Genomic DNA, 17,113 nt, shown 5'->3' with positions numbered 1-17,113 from the left:
CCAACCTATTTGCCGGAAAGCAGCTTCATCGCTTCCGCATGCACAGCCTTGCTGCCTGCTGCAAGAATATTGCCGCCGTTTTCCGGGCGCCCGCCGTCCCAGGTGGTGATGATGCCGCCCGCCTGCTCGATGATCGGGATCAGCGCGCCGACGTCATAAGGCTTCAGGTTGTTCTCGACCACGATATCCACATGGCCGGAGGCGAGCAGCACATAGGCGTAGCAATCGCAGCCGTAACGGAACAGCTGCACCTTTTCCTCGACCGAACGGTATCTCGCCAGATCGTCGCCGGCAAAGATATGCGGCGACGTGGTGAACAGGGTGGCATCGGCAAGGCTGCCGCAGTCGCGCACCGAGATCTGGCGCTCGCCATCCGGGCCAGAATACCAGGCGCGCGTCCCGTCGGCGAAATAACGCTCGCCGATAAAAGGCTGGTCCATCAGGCCCATGACGGCGCGGCCCTTCGACTGAAAGCCAATCAGCGTGCCCCAGACCGGCAAGCCGGAAATGAAGGCGCGCGTACCGTCGATCGGATCGATCACCCAGACATGTTCGCGGTCGAGGCCGACATTGCCATGCTCCTCGCCGAGAATGCCGTGCTCGGGAAACTTCTCGCTGATCAGCGCCCGGATCGCGTTCTCAGCGGCGCGGTCGCCTTCGGTCACCGGGTCGAACCCGCCCAGCAGCTTGTTGACCACCGAAAGGCCGGTTCGAAAGCGTGGCAGGGTCTCGGCCTTGGCGGCGGCGGCAAGCGCATCGAAGAAGTCGCGATCGGGGAGCATGGGGAGATCCGCTGAGGAAGAGGTGATCTCTTCTAGGATACTCGCCTGAAACTGAAAACCGGATTCGCGTGGTCCTGGGCAGAAAATCAAAAAACAATCGACCGGCGCCGAAAAACTCACCAAACCGCCCAAAAATGGCGCATATTTAATCAGTCAAAAAAGATGCTTGACATTTGTGCAGCGCACTCATAGCTTCAATGCGCAGTCTTTGACTGTAAATACCCTCCTTGGGTGTTTCCTCCCTAGACTTAGCCGCGCCCACAAGCGCGGTTTTTTTTGCCCGCAATCGAGCTGGCGAGCCAGTCGCCCCGGCAGGCGGTAGACCAAACCTGTGGAAAACTTTTAAGGGAAGCTATTCGGCTGCGAGCGCGCTGTCGCCGCCTGCGAAGTCGACGACGAAGTCCGCCATCTGCCGCATGAAGGTCGAAAGTGCGGCTGCGATCACCGGGAATTCCGGCCGTCGAGCAAGCGTCATCTCGTCCACGTAGAGCGCGCGGTTGATCTCGATCTGCAGCGCGTGCAGGCCACGCACTGGCCGTCCGTAATGTTCGGTAATGAAGCCACCGGCATAAGGTTTGTTGCGCACCGCCGAAAAACCCATGCCGTCGAGGAATTGCATCGCCGCCCGAGAGAGCTCGGCAGACGCACTGGTGCCGTAGCGGTCGCCGATAATGAAGTCGGGCCGCACATCCGAACCGGAAAGCCGGATATTGCCCGGCATCGAGTGGCAGTCGATCAGGATGGCAAGCCCGAAGCGGGCATGGGTGCGGGCGATCAGTTTGCGAAGGCAGGCGTGGTAAGGCTTGTAGATCGTTTCGATGCGGGACATCGCCTCGTCGACCGGCAGCCGGCGGCGGTAGATTTCCATGTTTTCGGCGACGATCCGCGGAATCGTGCCCAGCCCGCCTGCGACCCGCATAGAGCCGATATTGACGAAAGGCGGCAAAGGCCCGTCGAACATCCGCGGATCGAGCTCGTAGGGCTCGCGGTTGACGTCGAGATAAGCGCGCGGGAAATGAGCAAGAAGCAGCGGCGCACCGAGTTCCGGCGCGTCTGCGAAAAGCTCGTCGACATAATGGTCTGCGGAGCGACGGATGGCGAGCGAATCGAGGCCGCTCTCGGCGAGAAATTCAGGCGGGTAGAAGCTGCCGCTATGAGGCGAATTGAAGACGAAGGGGATAGTCTGCGTGGCGGGCTCCCTCACTTCGAAATGTCCAAAATCACCTACGTTGCAATCCATCCTGCCTTTACCATGTCACGAACTTGTTCAGGAACTCATGTTGCCAGTTGCCCGAGGCGAAGTCCATACTATCTATACCCTACCAAATCCTCTTACACCCTCATTAAACGGATGTTTACCGCGCGTAGGCAGTGTAAGAGATACCGACAACTCTAAAAATTTGCATTGGATAACGGTCCTGGAGATGATTCAGAAAATCCTTCTCGCCGAAGACGATAACGACATGCGTCGTTTCCTGGTGAAGGCGCTTGAAAAGGCGGGCTACAAGGTCGCGTCCTTCGACAACGGCGCGAGCGCTTACGATCGCCTGCGCGAAGAACCCTTCTCGCTGCTCCTGACCGACATCGTCATGCCGGAAATGGACGGGATCGAACTCGCCCGCCGGGCGACCGAACTCGATCCTGACCTGAAGGTGATGTTCATCACCGGTTTTGCCGCCGTCGCGCTGAACTCCGATTCCAAGGCCCCGAAGGATGCCAAGGTGCTGTCGAAGCCCTTCCACCTGCGCGATCTGGTGGACGAAGTGAACAAGCTTCTGGCGGCCTGAAACCGGAAATCCGGCCGCAAAAGCCCTGATCTGCAAGGCCTTCAAAAAACCTTCGCATTTCCTGGCAAAAACCTGTTGACGGCCCGACCAGTCTATGGTCTATGCGCCGCCACGGATGGGCGTGTAGCTCAGCGGGAGAGCACTACGTTGACATCGTAGGGGTCACAGGTTCAATCCCTGTCACGCCCACCATCCAGTTCAAAACGTTGAGAAATCCGCTTCGGCGGATTTCTTCGTTTCTGACCCCTCCCTTAACGAATTCGTTCCAAAACGGCACATCTTCGCCCCAAACTCTTCACCAGCCTTGCTGGCGATTTGGTCATTTGCGCCTGTTATGGTGTTACAAAATCAAGGGGAGTATAGCATGGCGCAGTTCAAGAATTTGGAGCATCTCGTCCAGACCGGCGCGCCGGCCTTCGACAAGGACTGGATGCCCGGACAGAAAGTGCCGAATGCCGGGATCTACCGGTGCCGGACCTGCGGCGACGAGATCGTCGTCCACAAGGCCGCCGCCATCCCGCAAATCCATCACGAGCATACCGTCCTTGGCCCGGTAGTCTGGAAGCTGCTCGTGTTCGCCCAGAAACATCCGTCGCGCCCCTGACCTCCGCATCTGCGCAGAGCAGTCTCGCCGCATCGAGACCGGTCTGTTTTTTTCGCTCGAGCGTACCGAATCGGCCTCAACCCGCCTCGTAGCACGACATGGAATATGCCAAATGCGACCCACCGCGTCACTGATGCGGATTTTCCCCAATTTGCCCCGCCCGACCTTCGGCGGGGCTTTTTTGTTTCAGCGGCCCGATTCCTTGCGCTTCACCCGCGGGACGCCAGGAGATTCAGAGAATCGCATTGCCGGCCGCAAAGGCGAGCACGACGAAGATCAGGAAAACGACAAGGAAGATGAAGAACAGGATTTTCGCGATCCCTGCCGTCGCGGCGGAAATGCCGGAAAAGCCGAGGAAGCCGGAAATCAGCGAGATGACGAGGAAGATGAGAGCCCATTTCAGCATGGAATTGTTCCTTCACGTTGATGGTCCGATAACGCGAAGAAATGTTCCAGGGTTCCATAAACGTGCCACTCGTAAGCCTCGACTGCGAAGCGGCGTATCTCCAATATGCCCCTGCCCGCTGCGCGATATCCGCGAAACGTGAATTGGATTGCGACACATGATATTGAGCACCGAATACGACCGGATGCTGTCTCTTGCCAGTAAAGCCGCCGTCGCGGCTGGGAATGCAGTGATCGAACAGTGGGAAGCATCCCGCAGCCAGGTCCGCTTCAAGGGACCAAGCGATCTGGTGACCGGCGCCGACCTGCTCTCGGACGAGATTATCCAGGCGGCGATCAAGGCCGAGTTTCCCCTCCACCGCATCCTCTCGGAAGAAGACGCCGACAGCCACCGCTTCGATTACTCAGGTCCCTTGTGGATTATCGACCCGATCGACGGAACCGCGAATTACGCAAGGGGACATCCCTATTTCGGCATTTCGGTCGCTTTCGCCATGGATGGTGACGTTCTGGCGGGTTGCGTCCATGCGCCTGCTTTGGGCGAAACATTCACCGCGGCGAAGGGCCAGGGCGCCTTTCTGAACGGCCGCCCGATCCGGGCGTCCTCGCCGGATAGCCTGGCGCGTTCGATCGTCAGCACCGGTTTCCCGCATGAAAAAAGCGATCCCGGTCCGCTGCTGGAACGGGTGCGGATAATTCTGTCGATGTGCCAGGACATCCGGCGCGGCGCGGCGCCGGTTCTGGATATCGCCTATGTCGCAGCCGGACGGCTGGATGCCCATACGGAAACGCTGTTCCCGTGGGACGTCGCCGCCGCGGGGCTTATCGCGACGGAGGCTGGTGTAACCCGCAGCCACCTTGCAGGCGTTTCTGAAAACATTCCGCCTGATCTATCCGGAAACGCGGTCCTGTTCTCCTCGCCTGCCATTCACGACGAGATCGCGGCACACCTTCGGCGATGAAGGCCCCGTAGAATCCTGAAAGTCACAGATCCTTTTTCAGGCGGCCTGTAGTTGTGGCACGCCGGCTTACCGGAAGAGGTGGGCGGCTCCCGCCACACCGATCGTCACCCGATCCCCGGCGGCAAGCGCCTCGCGGCTCGGAATGTCGAGCCGGAAGGAGAAACCTTGCGGATCGCTGCCAAGCCTGATTCGCACGTCCGAGGTCGGACCACAGAAATTGATGTCGGTGATCGTCCCCGAGGCGCCCTTGCTGCCGTCCGGGCTGCTATCCTGCATGACGGTAACCTGTTCGGGCCGCAGCATGATCTCGCCTTTGCCGCGATAGGCGACGTCGTCGACCGGCAGCACGCCCAGCGGGCTTTTTGCCTGTCCGCCGGCGATGTCGGCCGGCAGAACGATCGCCTCGCCGAGAAACGCCGCTGTCGCCGCATCGACCGGCCGCGAATAGACCTCGCGCGGGCTCCCCACCTGTGCGAACCGGCCGGCACGCATCACGGCCACCTGGTCGGCAAAGGCGAGCGCCTCACCTTGGTCGTGGGTGACCAGAAGCGTGGTGATGCCGGCCGCGGTCAGCACATCGGTCACCGCTTTGCGGGTCGCCGCCCTCAGACCCGTATCCAGGGCCGAGAAGGGCTCGTCGAGCAGCATCAGCCGCGGCTTGCGGGCCAAGGCCCTCGCAAGCGCCACGCGCTGCTGCTGGCCGCCTGAGAGCTGGTCCGGCTTGCGGGAGAGCATGGCCTGGTCGAGCCCGACCATGTCCATCAACTCCGCGATGCGCGCATTCTTGATCGAGGCCTCCGCATCGAGCCCGAAACCGATATTCTGGCGGATCGTCAGATGCGGGAACAGGCAGCCGTCCTGCGCCACGATGCCGATGCCGCGCTTGTGCGCCGGCACCTGGGACGAGCCGTCGGCAAGCGTCCGCCCATCGAACACAATGCGGCCCTCATCCGGAGCGTCGAAGCCGGCAACCAGGCGCAGCAGCGTAGTCTTGCCGCAGCCGGACGGGCCGACAATCGCCGTGCGGCTGCCGGCTGTCACCGACAGGTCGACGCCGTCGAGGGCGGCCACGGAGCCGTACTGTTTGCGCAGGGAGGTCAGGGTAAGCAGCGTCATCGCCCGGCGATCTTTTTCGATTGGTGATGGAGAAGAAAGGTGAGCGGCAGCGAAAAGGCGACCATCAGCACCGCATAGGGCGCAGCGCCGGCATAGTCGATCTCGCCGGTCAGCGCCCAGAAGGCCATGGCGAGCGTGCGGGTGCCGTTCGGCGCCAGCATCTGGGTGGCGGTGAGCTCGTTCATGATGCCCAGCGAGGAGAGTGCGACGCCCGCCGCAGCGCCCGGTGCCGCAAGCCGGATCGTCGTCGCGAGCAGCGCATTGCCCGGCGAACGCCCCAAGCTTGCCGCAGCCTGTTCGATCTCGACCGGCACCTGCGCAATACTGGCGCGCAAGCTCACCAGCGCGCGCGGCAAAAACATCACCACATAGGCAAGCACGATGGTGGCAACGCTCTGGTAGAGCGGCAGCATGGCCCGCACGGTGATCGTCACCAGCGCCAGCGCCACGACGACGCCCGGCATCGAGCTCGCGAGATAATAGCAGCCTTCGAGGAACCGGCTGGCACGGGTCGGCCGGCGCACGGAAAGCCAGGCAATCGGCACGGCGGCGGCGGTCGTGGCGATCCCGCCGATCAGGCAGATGACCAGCGTCTGCCACAGCGCCAGCCCAACCTCGTCGATCCGCCACACACCTGCACCGCCGGCAATCAGCCAGCGACCAAGGGTCAGCACCGGGATGCCGAGCGCAAACGCGGCGGTGACCGCAGGCACGAGCAAGGCCGCGTATTTCCACTTGCCGAGCCTTGCGACCTTCGGCCGCCGAGCGACGCCCGACCCGAGCCGCGCATACCGGCTGCGGCCGCGCAACGAGGCTTCGAGGCCGAGCAGCACGAAACAGCAGAGCACCAGCACCAGCGCCAGCATGTAGGCGGCAACGCCGTTATAGGTGGACTGGAACTGGTCGATGATCGCGGTCGTGAACGTGTCGAAGCGGATCATCGCAAACAACCCGTATTCGGCCAGCAGATGCAGGCCGACCAGCAGCGCCCCGCCGCAAAGGGCAAGCCGCAGCTGCGGCAGCACAACACGCCGGAAAACGGCGAAAGGAGCAAGCCCCAGCGACGCCGCCTGGTCCTCAAGCGCCGGGTCGAGCAGCCGGAAGGCGGCCGAAAGCGGAAGATAGAGAAACGGAAAATAGGCGACGACCGAGATCGCCACGCCGGCGGGAAGGCCGTTGAAACCGGGCCACTGCCCGATCCAGGCATAGGAATGCACGAAGGCCGGCACGGCCAGCGGCGTGACGCAAAGCCAGGACCAGAAACGCGCGCCCGGCAGGTCGCTGCGTTCCGTCAGCCAGGCGAGCGAAACGCCAAGCACGGCGCAGATCGGAATGGTGAAGACGACGAGCAGGACGGTATTGGCCAGCAGCTCGCCGACCCGCGAGCGGAAGATCAGCTGCGAGGCCATCTCCCAGCCGGTCACCGCCGCCGCCCACAACACGAAGCCGAGCGGCAGGAGCGCCAGCAAAGCCACCACGACCGCGATCGTCAACGTCCAGAACGATGCCGCCGGCAGGCGGTGTCGCGGCGCGATGGAGATCCGGGTATCTGTGGTGGAAGTCATTGACGGTCCGAAAATACGAGACATCGCAGGTACGCCCTGCGATGTCTCCATGCAACTGTTATCGACCGCTTTTAGAGCAGGCCGGCGGCGGTCATCATGTCGGTGACCTTGGCGTTGTTGAGGGTCGAGGGCTCGACCTTCGGGGCCTGCAGGTCGGCGATCGGGGTCAGCATCTTGTTGGAAGCCTCGCCCTTGCCGACGGCGTATTCAAAGGAGGTGCCGTCGCGCAGGACCTTTTGGCCGCCCTTGCCGGTGACCCACTTCAGGAAGGCCTGGGCCTGTTCCTTGTGTTTCGAGGAGGCGAGGATGCCGCCACCTGAGATCGACACGAAAGCACCCGGATCCTGGTTTTTGAAATAATGCATGCCGACGTTCTTGGTGTTTTCGCCGGTCTTCGCCACGTCGCCGAAATAGTAGTAGTGATAGATCAGCGCGCCTTCGAACTGGCCAGCATTGACCGCCTTCATCGCGGTCGAATTGCCGCGGATGGGGGTCGCGTTTTCCTTCATGCCCTTCAGCCAGGCGGCGGTCGCTTCCTCGCCCTTGAGCTGCAGCAGCGCGCCGACGATCGCCTGGAAGTCGGCGCCCGACGGAGAAGCCGTCCAGCGGCCCTTCCATTCCGGCTTGGCAAGGTCGAGCATCGACTTCGGCAGCTTGTCTTCCGTCAGCTTGGTCTTGTCATAGGCAAAAACCGTCGAGCGGGCAGCGATGCCGACCCAGTTGCCGTTGGCCGGATGGAAGCCCGGCAGAACCTGGTCGAGCGTCGCCTTGTCGATCGGTGCGAACAGGCCCTTGCCGTCCACCAGCGCCATGGCCGGCGAGTTTTCGGTGAGGAACACGTCGGCCGGCGAATTGGCGCCTTCCTGAACGATCTGGTTGGCGATTTCGAGGTCGCCGCCCTGGCGGATGGTAACGACGATGCCGGTCTCTTCCGTGAAGGCCTGCGCCCATTCCTTGGTCAGCCCCTCGTGCTGGGCATTGTAGATGGTCAGGCTATCCTTGACCTGCGCCGAAGCCGGCGAGGAAAGAGCGAGAACAGAAACAGCCAGGGCAACGCCCGCAGCCAAGGTGAACGAAGTTTTCAAGATCGCCTCCGCAAGAGAGTCAGGAATTTGACGAGGCCGTCATAACCAAAGCAGAGATTTGTGGTCAAGTTTATTTCGAGAGGCCGCATAACAAAAGCGTGATTTACGTTTGAAATACAAACAGATACAGGGCCGGAAGCGAATTGGTCGCGGCACCAGCCCTTGGAACGCAATTGCATCTGGGCGGAAATACCGCCGCCGACATGATCGCAATGTCCCGGCACGCATGCAAGTTGGTGACTTGCCGCATGCACGGCGATGCGGATTTCCGCGCAGGCGCACGAATCAGCTATGGCTAATTCGAACACATCGGGAACGGGCATGGCTGTTGCTTATCTGGAAAAGCTGAATGACGCGCAGCGGCGCGCGGTGGAGCACGGCTCGGACGTGCCCAAAGGCGGCCCGGCCGGGCCTTTGCTGGTCATCGCCGGCGCCGGTTCTGGCAAGACCAACACGCTCGCCCATCGTGTCGCGCATCTGATCGTCTCGGGCGCCGATCCACGCCGCATCCTGTTGATGACCTTTTCCCGCCGCGCGGCCTCGGAAATGGGCCGCCGCGTCGAGCGCATCTGCGCGCAGGTTCTGGGCGCCAATGCCGGCATCATGACCGACGCGCTCTCCTGGGCCGGCACCTTCCACGGCATCGGCGCCCGCCTGCTGCGCCTTCACGCCGACCAGATCGGCCTCGACCACGACTTCACCATCCACGACCGGGAAGATTCCGCCGACCTGATGAACCTCGTGCGTCACGAACTCGGCTTCTCGAAAACAGAGAACCGGTTTCCGACCAAGGGCACCTGCCTGCAGATCTATTCCCGCGCGGTGAATTCGGAAACGCCGCTCGACGACGTGCTGAAACTCTATTTCCCCTGGTGCTCCGCCTGGGAAAAGCAGCTGCGCGAACTGTTCGCCTCCTATGTCGAGGCCAAGCAGGCCCAGAACGTGCTGGATTACGATGACCTCCTGCTCTACTGGGCGCAGATGATGAGCGAGCCGGCGATTGCTGAGGATGTCGGCGGCCGTTTCGACCACGTCCTCGTCGACGAATACCAGGACACCAACCGGCTGCAATCGTCGATCCTGATGGCGATGAAACCCGGCGGTATCGGCCTCACCGTCGTCGGCGACGATGCGCAGTCGATCTATTCCTTCCGCGCCGCCACGATCCGCAACATCCTCGATTTCCCGAACACGTTCGATCCGCCGGCCAACATCGTCACGCTCGACCGCAATTACCGCTCGACCAATACGATTCTGGCCGCCGCCAACGGCGTCATCGATCTCGCCCGCGAGCGCTTTACCAAGAACCTCTGGACCGAGCGCCAGTCGGAAGAGCGCCCCCGCCTCGTTGCCGTCAAGGACGAGGCCGAACAGGCCAATTACATCGTCGAAAAGATCCTCGAAAACCGCGAGACCGGCATGACGCTGAAAAGCCAGGCCGTGCTCTTCCGCTCCTCGCATCATTCCGGCCCGCTCGAAGTCGAGCTCACCCGCCGCAACATTCCCTTCGTGAAATTCGGCGGCCTGAAGTTTTTGGACAGCGCCCATGTCAAGGACATGCTGGCGGCGCTGCGTTTCGCCCAGAACCCGCGCGACCGCGTCGCCGGTTTCCGGCTGATGCAGCTCATCCCCGGCATCGGCCCCCAGACGGCTGGAAAAATCCTCGACGCCATCGCCGCCGATCCCGAGCCGCTTGCGGCCCTCCAGGAAATCCCGGCCCCGCCGCGGTCCGGTGCAGACTGGCCCGCCTTCGTCGAAATGCTCGCCGCCGTCCGCAAAGGCCAGGGCTGGCCGTCCGAAATCGGCCTCGCCCGTCTCTGGTACGAACCGCATCTCATCCGAATTCACGAGGACGCCGAAACCCGCAAGGCCGACCTTTTGCAGCTCGAGCAGATCGCCTCTGGCTATACCTCCCGTGAACGCTTCCTTACCGAACTGACGCTCGATCCGCCGGATGCGACCAGCGCCGAATCCGGCACTCCCTTGCTCGACGAGGACTATCTCATCCTCTCGACCATCCATTCGTCGAAGGGTCAGGAATGGCGGTCGGTCTTCCTCCTGAACTGCGTCGACGGCTGCATCCCCTCCGACCTCGGCGTCGGTTCGACCGCCGAGGTCGAGGAGGAACGCCGCCTCCTCTATGTCGCGATGACGCGGGCGAAGGACCACCTGCATCTGATGACGCCGCAGCGTTTCTTCGTGCACGGCCAGGCGTCGCAGGGCGACCGCCACGTCTATGCCGCCCGCACCCGTTTCATCCCGGCGACGCTTCTGCAATTCTTCGAAACCGCCGCCTGGCCGATCGTCGCCCAGATGACCGACGCCGAACGGCAGGCCCGCCACCAGGTCCGCATCGACGTCACCCCCCGCATGCGCGGCATGTGGCGGTAACAAAACTGTCCTAAGACTCGCCAGCAATCTGCCCCGGAACCGGACGAATTCTTATGGAAAAAATCGCAGTCTTCGACGGGCATAACGATTCAGTCCAGTTCATGCTGGACTATAAGCCTGGGGGTCGGGACTTCCTCATCCGGTCGAAGACCGGCCATCTCGATCTTCCCCGCGCGATCGAAGGGCACCTGGTCGGCGGATTGTTTGCGCTGCATGCCTATCCGGAGCGCAAGCCGGAAAACGATCTGACGGTCACCAATGATGGTTACGAGGTTCGTTATGCAGACGCCCTGGAAGAGGGTTATGCCCGCCGGCTGATTGACGCCCAGCTTGCCGCCATCAATCTGTTGATCCGGCGCTCAAGTGGCCGGATGCGCCTCGCGACCGATGTCGGCAGCGTCGAGACCGCCCGGGCGGAATCCGCCTTCGCGGTCGTTCTTCATATGGAAGGCGCAGAGGCGATCGGTCCCGATTTCGACTATCTCCATATCCTCCATACGGCAGGTCTCCGCTCCCTCGGCCTGGTCTGGAGCCGCCCCAACATATTCGGCTACGGCGTGCCCTTCGCTTATCCGAGGTCTCCCGACACCGGCCCGGGCCTGACGGATATTGGAAGGGAACTGGTGAGAGCCTGTAATGCCCTCGGCATCATGATCGACCTTGCGCATCTGAACGAACGGGGCTTCTGGAATGTGGCGGCCTTGAGCACCGCTCCCCTCGTCGCCACGCATGCCTGTGCCCATGCCCTCTGCCCCTCCACCCGCAATCTCACCGATCGGCAGCTTGACGCCATCCGCGATACAGACGGGGTCATCGGCTTCAATCTCGTCGTCTACGATATCCGTGCCGATGCACATCTGGACGAAAACACCCCTCTCGACACCGTCGTCTCCCACATCGGATATCTGATCGACCGCGTTGGCGTGGACCGCGTGGCGCTCGGGTCGGACTTCGACGGCACAGTCGTGCCCCGCGAGATCGGGGATGCAAGCGGCCTGCCGCATCTCTTCGCTGCCATGCGCAAAGCCGGTTTCGACGAGCCTACCTTGAGAAAATTCGCCTTCGACAACTGGCTCCGCGTCTTCCGCCTCACCTGGAAGAACGGCTGAACAGCCGTATCCCGCCAAACCTGTCCCCCCACCTGTCGCATTGACTCCACCGGAGCCGGATGGGAAACAACCGGCATCGTTCAGACGGGAGGGGATGAATGGCCAGCCGTAAAATCGTTCTGGTGCAGGGTGCCTGGGGTTCGAGCGCGAGCTGGACGCCGGTTGCCGATATTCTGCGGGGCATGGGCCACCAGGTCTTTGTGCCGAGCCTCACCGGGCTCGGCGAACGCACTCACCTCTTCTCTGGCGCCATCAATCTCGACACCCATATCGGCGATGTCTGCGGCCTTGTCGAATCGGAAGGCCTGGAGGAGTTCGACCTCGTCGGCCATTCCTATGGCGGCATGGTGATCACAGGGGTCGCCGATCGTTTCGCGGCCCGCATCCACACGCTGACCTATCTCGACGCTTTCCTGCCGGAAAACGGCCAGTCGGCGCTCGATCTGCTCGGTCCGGAAGTGGCGATGGCCAACCTCGCCATGGCTGGCGAACTCGGCGGCGTCGCGGTGCCGCCTCCTGCCCGTCACGCGACCCGCGTGCCGGAACATCTGCGCCACTACATGACCAGCCGTTCACCGCAGCCGTTCGCGACGATGATCCAGAAGATCAAACTGTCGGGTGACCATCAGAAGATCACGAAAAGGCTTTACGTCTCGGCCAATATCGACCAGTCGAAGATCTTTTCCGGCATCTACGCCAAGCTTGGCGCCGATCCGTCCTGGGCATCCATGGAGGTGCCGAGCGGCCACATGTTGCAGCTCGAAATGCCGGAACAGGTCGCCCACATCATCCACGATTTCATCGGCTGACTTTTCGCCACTCAGTCCGACGAGACGAAAGCGGCGACGGAAACAACCGCCGCCGCAGCCGATATCACTTTCCGATCGGCTTGATCGACAACAGGATGTCGACGAGTTCCTTCTGGTGCTTTTCCTCGTCGCCCTTGGTTCCCCAATAGGTGACGACGAGGCCTTTGGTCGGCGACGTCTGGATCAGTGCAAGCCCGACGCTCACCGGACCGTTCTCGTCCTTGCCGTCCCAGTCGAGCGTGGTCATCTGCATGCCGTTGAACTCCTCGACCGGAGTTTCCTTTATCGTCTTGGGATCGACGGTGACGCCAGCCTCCTTTAGGAAATCGATGGCGTCGGATACCGTCTTGTCCATCGACTTCAGTTCCGCAACATCGGCGGAGAGATAGACGGCGCTGTCCTTGGACGTGGCATCGACGCCGGTCTCGGTTTCCTTCGGGTTCCAGCTATCGGGGATATTGATGCTGGCGATCGGAGCGTCGCTCGGGAATTTGAGTGTTTTCGCCTGGGCCAGCGCGGGAGCGGCCAGGACGAGCATGCCAATGAGAAGAGCTTTTTTCATCTGGGAATCCTAGAAAGATGGGAACCGCAGATGCTTTAACCGGCGGCAAAAACCATTTAGCACGCAGCCCTTTAAGAATGGGTGGAGCAAACGCTCAAAAGCCGGCGATCCGGCCAAACTCGCGTTAGGGTTTGCCACCTCCCCTTCCGCCATCGCTGGCAGGCACCTGCTGATCCATGCCAAACCGCAAGATCGGTCGAGCGCGTCATATTTGAAAGGGCGTAGATGCTGTCGCCACGGAGGAAGACTATGAAGGCGCCACTTGAAAACTACCATGCCCGAATGCAGCGGGTGCTGGACCATATCGACCAGCACCTGGACGATGATCTGGGCCTGGACGTGTTGAGCGGCGTCGCGGCGTTCTCGAAATACCATTTCCACCGGCAGTTCGCGTCCACCTTCGGGGTGTCCGTGCATCGCTATGTCCAGCTTGCGCGTTTGAAGCACGCTTCGCACCGGCTGGCTTCGAAGGACGCTCCAAGCGTCACGGACGTAGCGATGGATGCCGGTTACGATGCACCCGACGCCTTTGCCCGCGCCTTTCGGCAAAGGCTTGGCCAATCGCCTTCATCATTCCGGAAGTCGCCCGACTGGGCACCGTGGCTTGCGGCCTTCGGGCCTTTGAACAATGCGAGGAGCAAGCTCATGCAGATTACCTATACCAACGACGACGTGACTATCCGCGATGTCCCCCCGATGCCGGTGGCGATCATGGAGCATCGGGGCGACCGGGCAACACTCGGCGATACCATCGAGCGCTTCATTGCCTGGCGCAAGGCGGCCGGCTTATCGCCTGAGACTAGCCCGACCTTCAACGTCTTCCGTTCTGAGAGGACGCCTGCGATCCCGGCCGATTATAGCATGGACCTGTGTGTCGGGACTGACCTGCCGATTGCGTCCGATGACGCACAGATGAAACCAGGCGTAATTCCGGGCGGGCGCTGTGCGGTCCTGCGCGTCTTCCATGATACCCACAATTTAGAACCCGCCGCGCTCTTTCTTTATCGGGATTGGCTTCCAGCCAGTGGGGAGGACGCACGCGACTTCCCCATCTATTGCCAGCGGCACTTCTCCCTCTTCCCGGGCGCGCAGGTCCATGATGTCGTCGTGGAACTGTTCCTGCCCTTGAAATAGTAGGGGTGAACGGCGGCCTGTACTTCTGATCGTCAGAAGCGGACTGGCCGCCGTTCACCCCATCTCATTCGGCACAAGAGTTCACGGCCTAGTTCTGGCCCGGCCCGCCGCCACGCCGTTCCAGAAGCTCGATCTGGATCTGCTGCATTTCCGCCAGACGCTCCCATTGATGCGCCATCTGGTGGTCGATCTTTTCATGGAGCTGGCGGATTTCGAGTTCGGCGCGCAGGTTGATCATGTAGTCGTTCTCCGAACGCATCCGGTCCTTTTCCTCCTGCCGCCGCTGGCTCATCATGATGACCGGTGCCTGCAGCGCCGCAAGACATGAGAGCACCAGGTTGAGCAGGATGAACGGATAGGGATCGAACGGGACTGCGAACAGGCCGACGACGTTCACCGCCATCCAAACGCAGAGCACCCCGAGGAAGCTCAGGATGAACGTCCAGGAACCGCCGAAGGACGCGACCTTGTCGGCCACCCGCTCGCCGAAGGTCGGGTTGCGCTCGAGCAGGTTGACGGCGCTCGTCTGCACCGTCGAGGCGCCCTTTTCAAAGCTGTCGAGCACGCGCTTGTCGAGGTCGGAAAGCTCGCCGCGTTCCTCGTCGAGCAGCTTTTCCACATAACGGCGGCGATAACGGCCGAGATCCTCGTCGCAGATATAGCTGTCGGCGGTGCAGCWTGGAACTTCCTCTGCCACCATCGCGACGAGGTTCGGCCGCAGATACCCGGCCCTGTGCAGTCTCGACAACGGAAAGGTGCGACCGCAGACGACGCATTGCCCGGTATTGGTCGACGTCATATGCCTGCCCATGTCATGCCTCTACGCTGGTCTTTTCTGCATGCACCTGAAGCGGCGACAGATGGAAGAGCCGCGGCGAGAATTTCTTCCGGAACTCTTCCGAACGGCCGATATAGATGAGCGTCACGCCTTCCAGACGGCTGAGCACGCCCAACAGCCGCTCCTGGGTTTCCGGTTCCAGGCCTTCCAGCACGTCGTCCATGATCAGCCAGTCCGGCTTGCGCAGCACCGCGTTGGCGATCGACAGCGACGCCTCCTCGTCCTTGTCGAGCAGCCGGTCCCAGCGCTCCACCTCGTCCAGCCGGTGCACGAGGCGGTCGAGCCCGACCTTCTCCAGAGCCTCGGCCAGCGCCTTGTCGTCGATGTTGCTCAGCCCGGCCGGATAGGTCATCACTTCGCGCAACGTTGCCGTCGGCAGGTATCCGTCCTGCGGCATCAGGATCATGCTGCCCACCGGCGGCAGGCCGATTTCGCCGCGCCCCCAGGGCCAGATGCCGGCCAGCGCCTGGAAGAACAGATGCCGGTCGGCGCCCGGATCGCCGTTGATCATCACCCGCTCGCCCGGCTTGATGGCGCAATCGCCCTCCACCACGCGCACCCCGTGTCCGGCCGCGCCCTGCTCGGGCGCGCCGTAGACCGTGACGCCGCAAACGCTGATACCTTCCCCCCGGGACGTCTGGTGATAGGCGATTACCCCGCCCTCCCCAGCTGGCGTATCCATGGTCAGCAGTGCGTGGCGAAAGGAGGAGACGCGGTTCAGCGTCGCCCGCCAGTCGGCGATGACGCTGAAATTGACGACGTACCAGCGAAGCGCCTGGTTGACCTGGTTGAAGGCCCCGACCGCCATCATCAGCCCGCCGAATGAAAGTTCACCGGAAAAATACATCGGCGACGCGATGATGATCGGCGCCACCAGCGCCAGCCAGCCGAACCCGGCCGAGACCCAGGTGAGGTTGGCGAGTGCCCAGGCGAGCTTGCGGAGCATGCCCAGCACGCCCTCGATCGCGAAATCCACCCGGACGCGCTCGCTTGCCTCGCCGCGTGCGAGCGTGATCGGCTTCAGGTTCTCGTTCGCCCGCACCAGGGCCGCGCGCAGGTCCGCTTCGCGCGCATAACGCTCGGCGTTGAGCCGCGGCAAAAGGTTGCCGACGACGTTGCTGAGCACAGATCCCAACAGCGCATAAAGGATCGTCGTCCACACCATGTAACCGGGGATCGAAATGGTGCGGCTGCCGAAATGGAAGGCGAAATCCGACGAGATCGCCCAGAGCACGCCGATGAAGCTTGCGAGCAGGATCGTCGAGTTGACGAGCCCGATCGCCAGCGCCGTGGTGTTTTCCGCCAGGATGCGCGTGTCCTCGTGCAGCCGCTGGTCGGGATTGCTGGCGATCGCGCCTGCGCCGCCGAGCTTGAGCGCCCGGCCGGGCTTCAGCCAGACATCGGCGAGATCGCGCGCCAACCCCTCGCGCATCCGCATCGCGGTGATCTGGTTCAGCCACTGCTGGACGACGTTCAAGAGCGTCAGCGAGAAGGCGATAATGCCAAACACGACGAGCTGGTTCAGAAATTCCGGCATGTCGCGCCGTTCCAGCGCGTCGTAGAACGGCCCGTTCCACTCGTTCAGCCGGTATGTCGCATAGGTCGTCGCAAAGATGACGATGAGCAATGCCGAGATCAGCACCAGGACCCGATTGCGCACCGGCGCATTCCAGAATGCCTTGCCCATCATGCGGAGCTGGCCCCCCAGGGAAAGCTCGAAATTCTGCAGTGCCGTTTCCGGGGGCTGCGTCATCGTGTCCGAACTCCTTGCGACTGATCAACTCTCAACGGCGCCGCACCCTTACCACGGCAGGACGGCCTCTGCAGATATGGGGAGCGAATGTCGCCCGCGCGACCGCTGACGCTGTTTCCAATCGCCCCACTGATGGTTTTAAACGAGAAATCCTCAGATTTCCTTGAAGAGAATACCCTAATCGAAAAGATATTTCACCGGGATCGGCAGA

Annotated in this window: 16 protein-coding genes and 1 tRNA gene; 8 read left to right on the top strand and 9 right to left on the bottom strand. The window is 62.0% G+C overall.

The genetic code is table 11. From position 1 onward, the window contains the following. Positions 1–5 precede the first annotated feature (5 nt). Together hisN and AC1DLT_RS10415 are read right to left on the bottom strand one after the other, a co-directional pair. Positions 6–782: a histidinol-phosphatase gene (gene hisN / locus AC1DLT_RS10420; protein ID WP_477486686.1), complete on the bottom strand. Its 777-nt coding sequence runs from the start codon at positions 780–782 to the stop codon at positions 6–8. Between the two features lie 352 nt (positions 783–1,134). Next, on the bottom strand, positions 1,135–2,022 hold the full coding sequence (locus AC1DLT_RS10415) for an N-formylglutamate amidohydrolase (protein WP_247038363.1): 888 nt from the start codon (positions 2,020–2,022) through the stop codon (positions 1,135–1,137). Between the two features lie 184 nt (positions 2,023–2,206). On the opposite strand from AC1DLT_RS10415, the gene cpdR1 reads away from it, so the two are divergent. From cpdR1 to AC1DLT_RS10400, 3 genes are all read left to right on the top strand, one after another. After that, complete coding sequence (cpdR1, locus tag AC1DLT_RS10410) at positions 2,207–2,569, top strand: response regulator CpdR1 (protein WP_037077221.1); 363 nt, start codon at positions 2,207–2,209, stop codon at positions 2,567–2,569. Positions 2,570–2,686: 117 nt separating this feature from the next. Continuing rightward, positions 2,687–2,761 (top strand) — tRNA-Val (locus AC1DLT_RS10405). 172 nt (positions 2,762–2,933) lie between these two features. Then, positions 2,934–3,173 (top strand): hypothetical protein, encoded by a 240-nt coding sequence (locus tag AC1DLT_RS10400; protein WP_038545138.1) that lies wholly within the window; start codon positions 2,934–2,936, stop codon positions 3,171–3,173. A 232-nt stretch (positions 3,174–3,405) separates the two neighbouring features. Here the strand turns inward: AC1DLT_RS10400 and AC1DLT_RS10395 are convergent, their stop codons facing one another. Beyond that, on the bottom strand, positions 3,406–3,579 hold the full coding sequence (locus tag AC1DLT_RS10395) for a DUF1328 domain-containing protein (protein WP_038545141.1): 174 nt from the start codon (positions 3,577–3,579) through the stop codon (positions 3,406–3,408). 157 nt (positions 3,580–3,736) lie between these two features. On the opposite strand from AC1DLT_RS10395, the gene AC1DLT_RS10390 reads away from it, so the two are divergent. Beyond that, positions 3,737–4,540 (top strand): inositol monophosphatase family protein, encoded by an 804-nt coding sequence (locus AC1DLT_RS10390; RefSeq protein WP_477486685.1) that lies wholly within the window; start codon positions 3,737–3,739, stop codon positions 4,538–4,540. Between the two features lie 66 nt (positions 4,541–4,606). Here AC1DLT_RS10390 and AC1DLT_RS10385 read toward each other — a convergent pair whose 3' ends face one another. The 3 genes from AC1DLT_RS10385 to AC1DLT_RS10375 form a co-directional block, all read right to left on the bottom strand. Beyond that, positions 4,607–5,656 carry an ABC transporter ATP-binding protein gene (locus AC1DLT_RS10385; RefSeq protein ID WP_477486684.1) on the bottom strand — a complete coding sequence of 350 codons (1,050 nt, stop codon included), beginning with the start codon at positions 5,654–5,656 and terminating at the stop codon, positions 4,607–4,609. Continuing rightward, complete coding sequence (locus tag AC1DLT_RS10380) at positions 5,653–7,221, bottom strand: ABC transporter permease (protein ID WP_477486683.1); 1,569 nt, start codon at positions 7,219–7,221, stop codon at positions 5,653–5,655. Before AC1DLT_RS10380 ends, AC1DLT_RS10385 begins: the two co-directional genes overlap by 4 nt. 71 nt (positions 7,222–7,292) lie before the next feature. Beyond that, on the bottom strand, positions 7,293–8,306 hold the full coding sequence (locus AC1DLT_RS10375; RefSeq protein WP_255759258.1) for an iron ABC transporter substrate-binding protein: 1,014 nt from the start codon (positions 8,304–8,306) through the stop codon (positions 7,293–7,295). 321 nt (positions 8,307–8,627) lie between these two features. Between AC1DLT_RS10375 and AC1DLT_RS10370 the strand changes: the two genes are divergently transcribed. The 3 genes from AC1DLT_RS10370 (at position 8,628) to AC1DLT_RS10360 (ending at position 12,615) form a co-directional block, all read left to right on the top strand. Next, the gene (locus AC1DLT_RS10370) at positions 8,628–10,697 is read left to right on the top strand and encodes an ATP-dependent helicase (protein WP_477486682.1); all 2,070 of its coding nucleotides are present in this window, start codon (positions 8,628–8,630) and stop codon (positions 10,695–10,697) included. A gap of 53 nt (positions 10,698–10,750) precedes the next feature. After that, on the top strand, positions 10,751–11,806 hold the full coding sequence (locus AC1DLT_RS10365; protein ID WP_477486681.1) for a dipeptidase: 1,056 nt from the start codon (positions 10,751–10,753) through the stop codon (positions 11,804–11,806). 98 nt (positions 11,807–11,904) lie between these two features. Next, positions 11,905–12,615 (top strand): alpha/beta fold hydrolase, encoded by a 711-nt coding sequence (locus tag AC1DLT_RS10360; protein ID WP_477486680.1) that lies wholly within the window; start codon positions 11,905–11,907, stop codon positions 12,613–12,615. A gap of 64 nt (positions 12,616–12,679) precedes the next feature. On the opposite strand, the gene AC1DLT_RS10355 is transcribed toward AC1DLT_RS10360, so the two are convergent. Next, the gene (locus tag AC1DLT_RS10355; RefSeq protein ID WP_477486679.1) at positions 12,680–13,177 is read right to left on the bottom strand and encodes a histidine kinase; all 498 of its coding nucleotides are present in this window, start codon (positions 13,175–13,177) and stop codon (positions 12,680–12,682) included. Positions 13,178–13,426: 249 nt separating this feature from the next. Between AC1DLT_RS10355 and AC1DLT_RS10350 the strand changes: the two genes are divergently transcribed. Next, positions 13,427–14,311: an AraC family transcriptional regulator gene (locus tag AC1DLT_RS10350; RefSeq protein WP_477486678.1), complete on the top strand. Its 885-nt coding sequence runs from the start codon at positions 13,427–13,429 to the stop codon at positions 14,309–14,311. A gap of 88 nt (positions 14,312–14,399) precedes the next feature. Here the strand turns inward: AC1DLT_RS10350 and AC1DLT_RS10345 are convergent, their stop codons facing one another. After that, on the bottom strand, positions 14,400–15,122 hold the full coding sequence (locus tag AC1DLT_RS10345) for a DUF1003 domain-containing protein (RefSeq protein ID WP_477486677.1): 723 nt from the start codon (positions 15,120–15,122) through the stop codon (positions 14,400–14,402). Between the two features lies 1 nt (position 15,123). Beyond that, complete coding sequence (locus AC1DLT_RS10340) at positions 15,124–16,902, bottom strand: ABC transporter ATP-binding protein/permease (RefSeq protein ID WP_477486676.1); 1,779 nt, start codon at positions 16,900–16,902, stop codon at positions 15,124–15,126. Positions 16,903–17,113 lie beyond the last annotated feature (211 nt).

Source organism: Neorhizobium sp. 05N33, assembly GCF_056397445.1.
Note: the sequence above shows the minus strand (reverse complement) of the source record. Positions and strands in the feature narration are given on the sequence as shown.

What these genes read in the sequence shown, in the direction of transcription:
- hisN (WP_477486686.1), bottom strand. Translation starts at nt 782, where the DNA reads ATGCTCCCCGATCGCGACTTCTTCGATGCGCTTGCCGCCGCCGCCAAG.
- AC1DLT_RS10415 (WP_247038363.1), bottom strand. Translation starts at nt 2,022, where the DNA reads ATGGATTGCAACGTAGGTGATTTTGGACATTTCGAAGTGAGGGAGCCC.
- cpdR1 (WP_037077221.1), top strand. Translation starts at nt 2,207, where the DNA reads ATGATTCAGAAAATCCTTCTCGCCGAAGACGATAACGACATGCGTCGT.
- AC1DLT_RS10400 (WP_038545138.1), top strand. Translation starts at nt 2,934, where the DNA reads ATGGCGCAGTTCAAGAATTTGGAGCATCTCGTCCAGACCGGCGCGCCG.
- AC1DLT_RS10395 (WP_038545141.1), bottom strand. Translation starts at nt 3,579, where the DNA reads ATGCTGAAATGGGCTCTCATCTTCCTCGTCATCTCGCTGATTTCCGGC.
- AC1DLT_RS10390 (WP_477486685.1), top strand. Translation starts at nt 3,737, where the DNA reads ATGATATTGAGCACCGAATACGACCGGATGCTGTCTCTTGCCAGTAAA.
- AC1DLT_RS10385 (WP_477486684.1), bottom strand. Translation starts at nt 5,656, where the DNA reads ATGACGCTGCTTACCCTGACCTCCCTGCGCAAACAGTACGGCTCCGTG.
- AC1DLT_RS10380 (WP_477486683.1), bottom strand. Translation starts at nt 7,221, where the DNA reads ATGACTTCCACCACAGATACCCGGATCTCCATCGCGCCGCGACACCGC.
- AC1DLT_RS10370 (WP_477486682.1), top strand. Translation starts at nt 8,628, where the DNA reads ATGGCTGTTGCTTATCTGGAAAAGCTGAATGACGCGCAGCGGCGCGCG.
- AC1DLT_RS10365 (WP_477486681.1), top strand. Translation starts at nt 10,751, where the DNA reads ATGGAAAAAATCGCAGTCTTCGACGGGCATAACGATTCAGTCCAGTTC.
- AC1DLT_RS10360 (WP_477486680.1), top strand. Translation starts at nt 11,905, where the DNA reads ATGGCCAGCCGTAAAATCGTTCTGGTGCAGGGTGCCTGGGGTTCGAGC.
- AC1DLT_RS10355 (WP_477486679.1), bottom strand. Translation starts at nt 13,177, where the DNA reads ATGAAAAAAGCTCTTCTCATTGGCATGCTCGTCCTGGCCGCTCCCGCG.
- AC1DLT_RS10350 (WP_477486678.1), top strand. Translation starts at nt 13,427, where the DNA reads ATGAAGGCGCCACTTGAAAACTACCATGCCCGAATGCAGCGGGTGCTG.
- AC1DLT_RS10340 (WP_477486676.1), bottom strand. Translation starts at nt 16,902, where the DNA reads ATGACGCAGCCCCCGGAAACGGCACTGCAGAATTTCGAGCTTTCCCTG.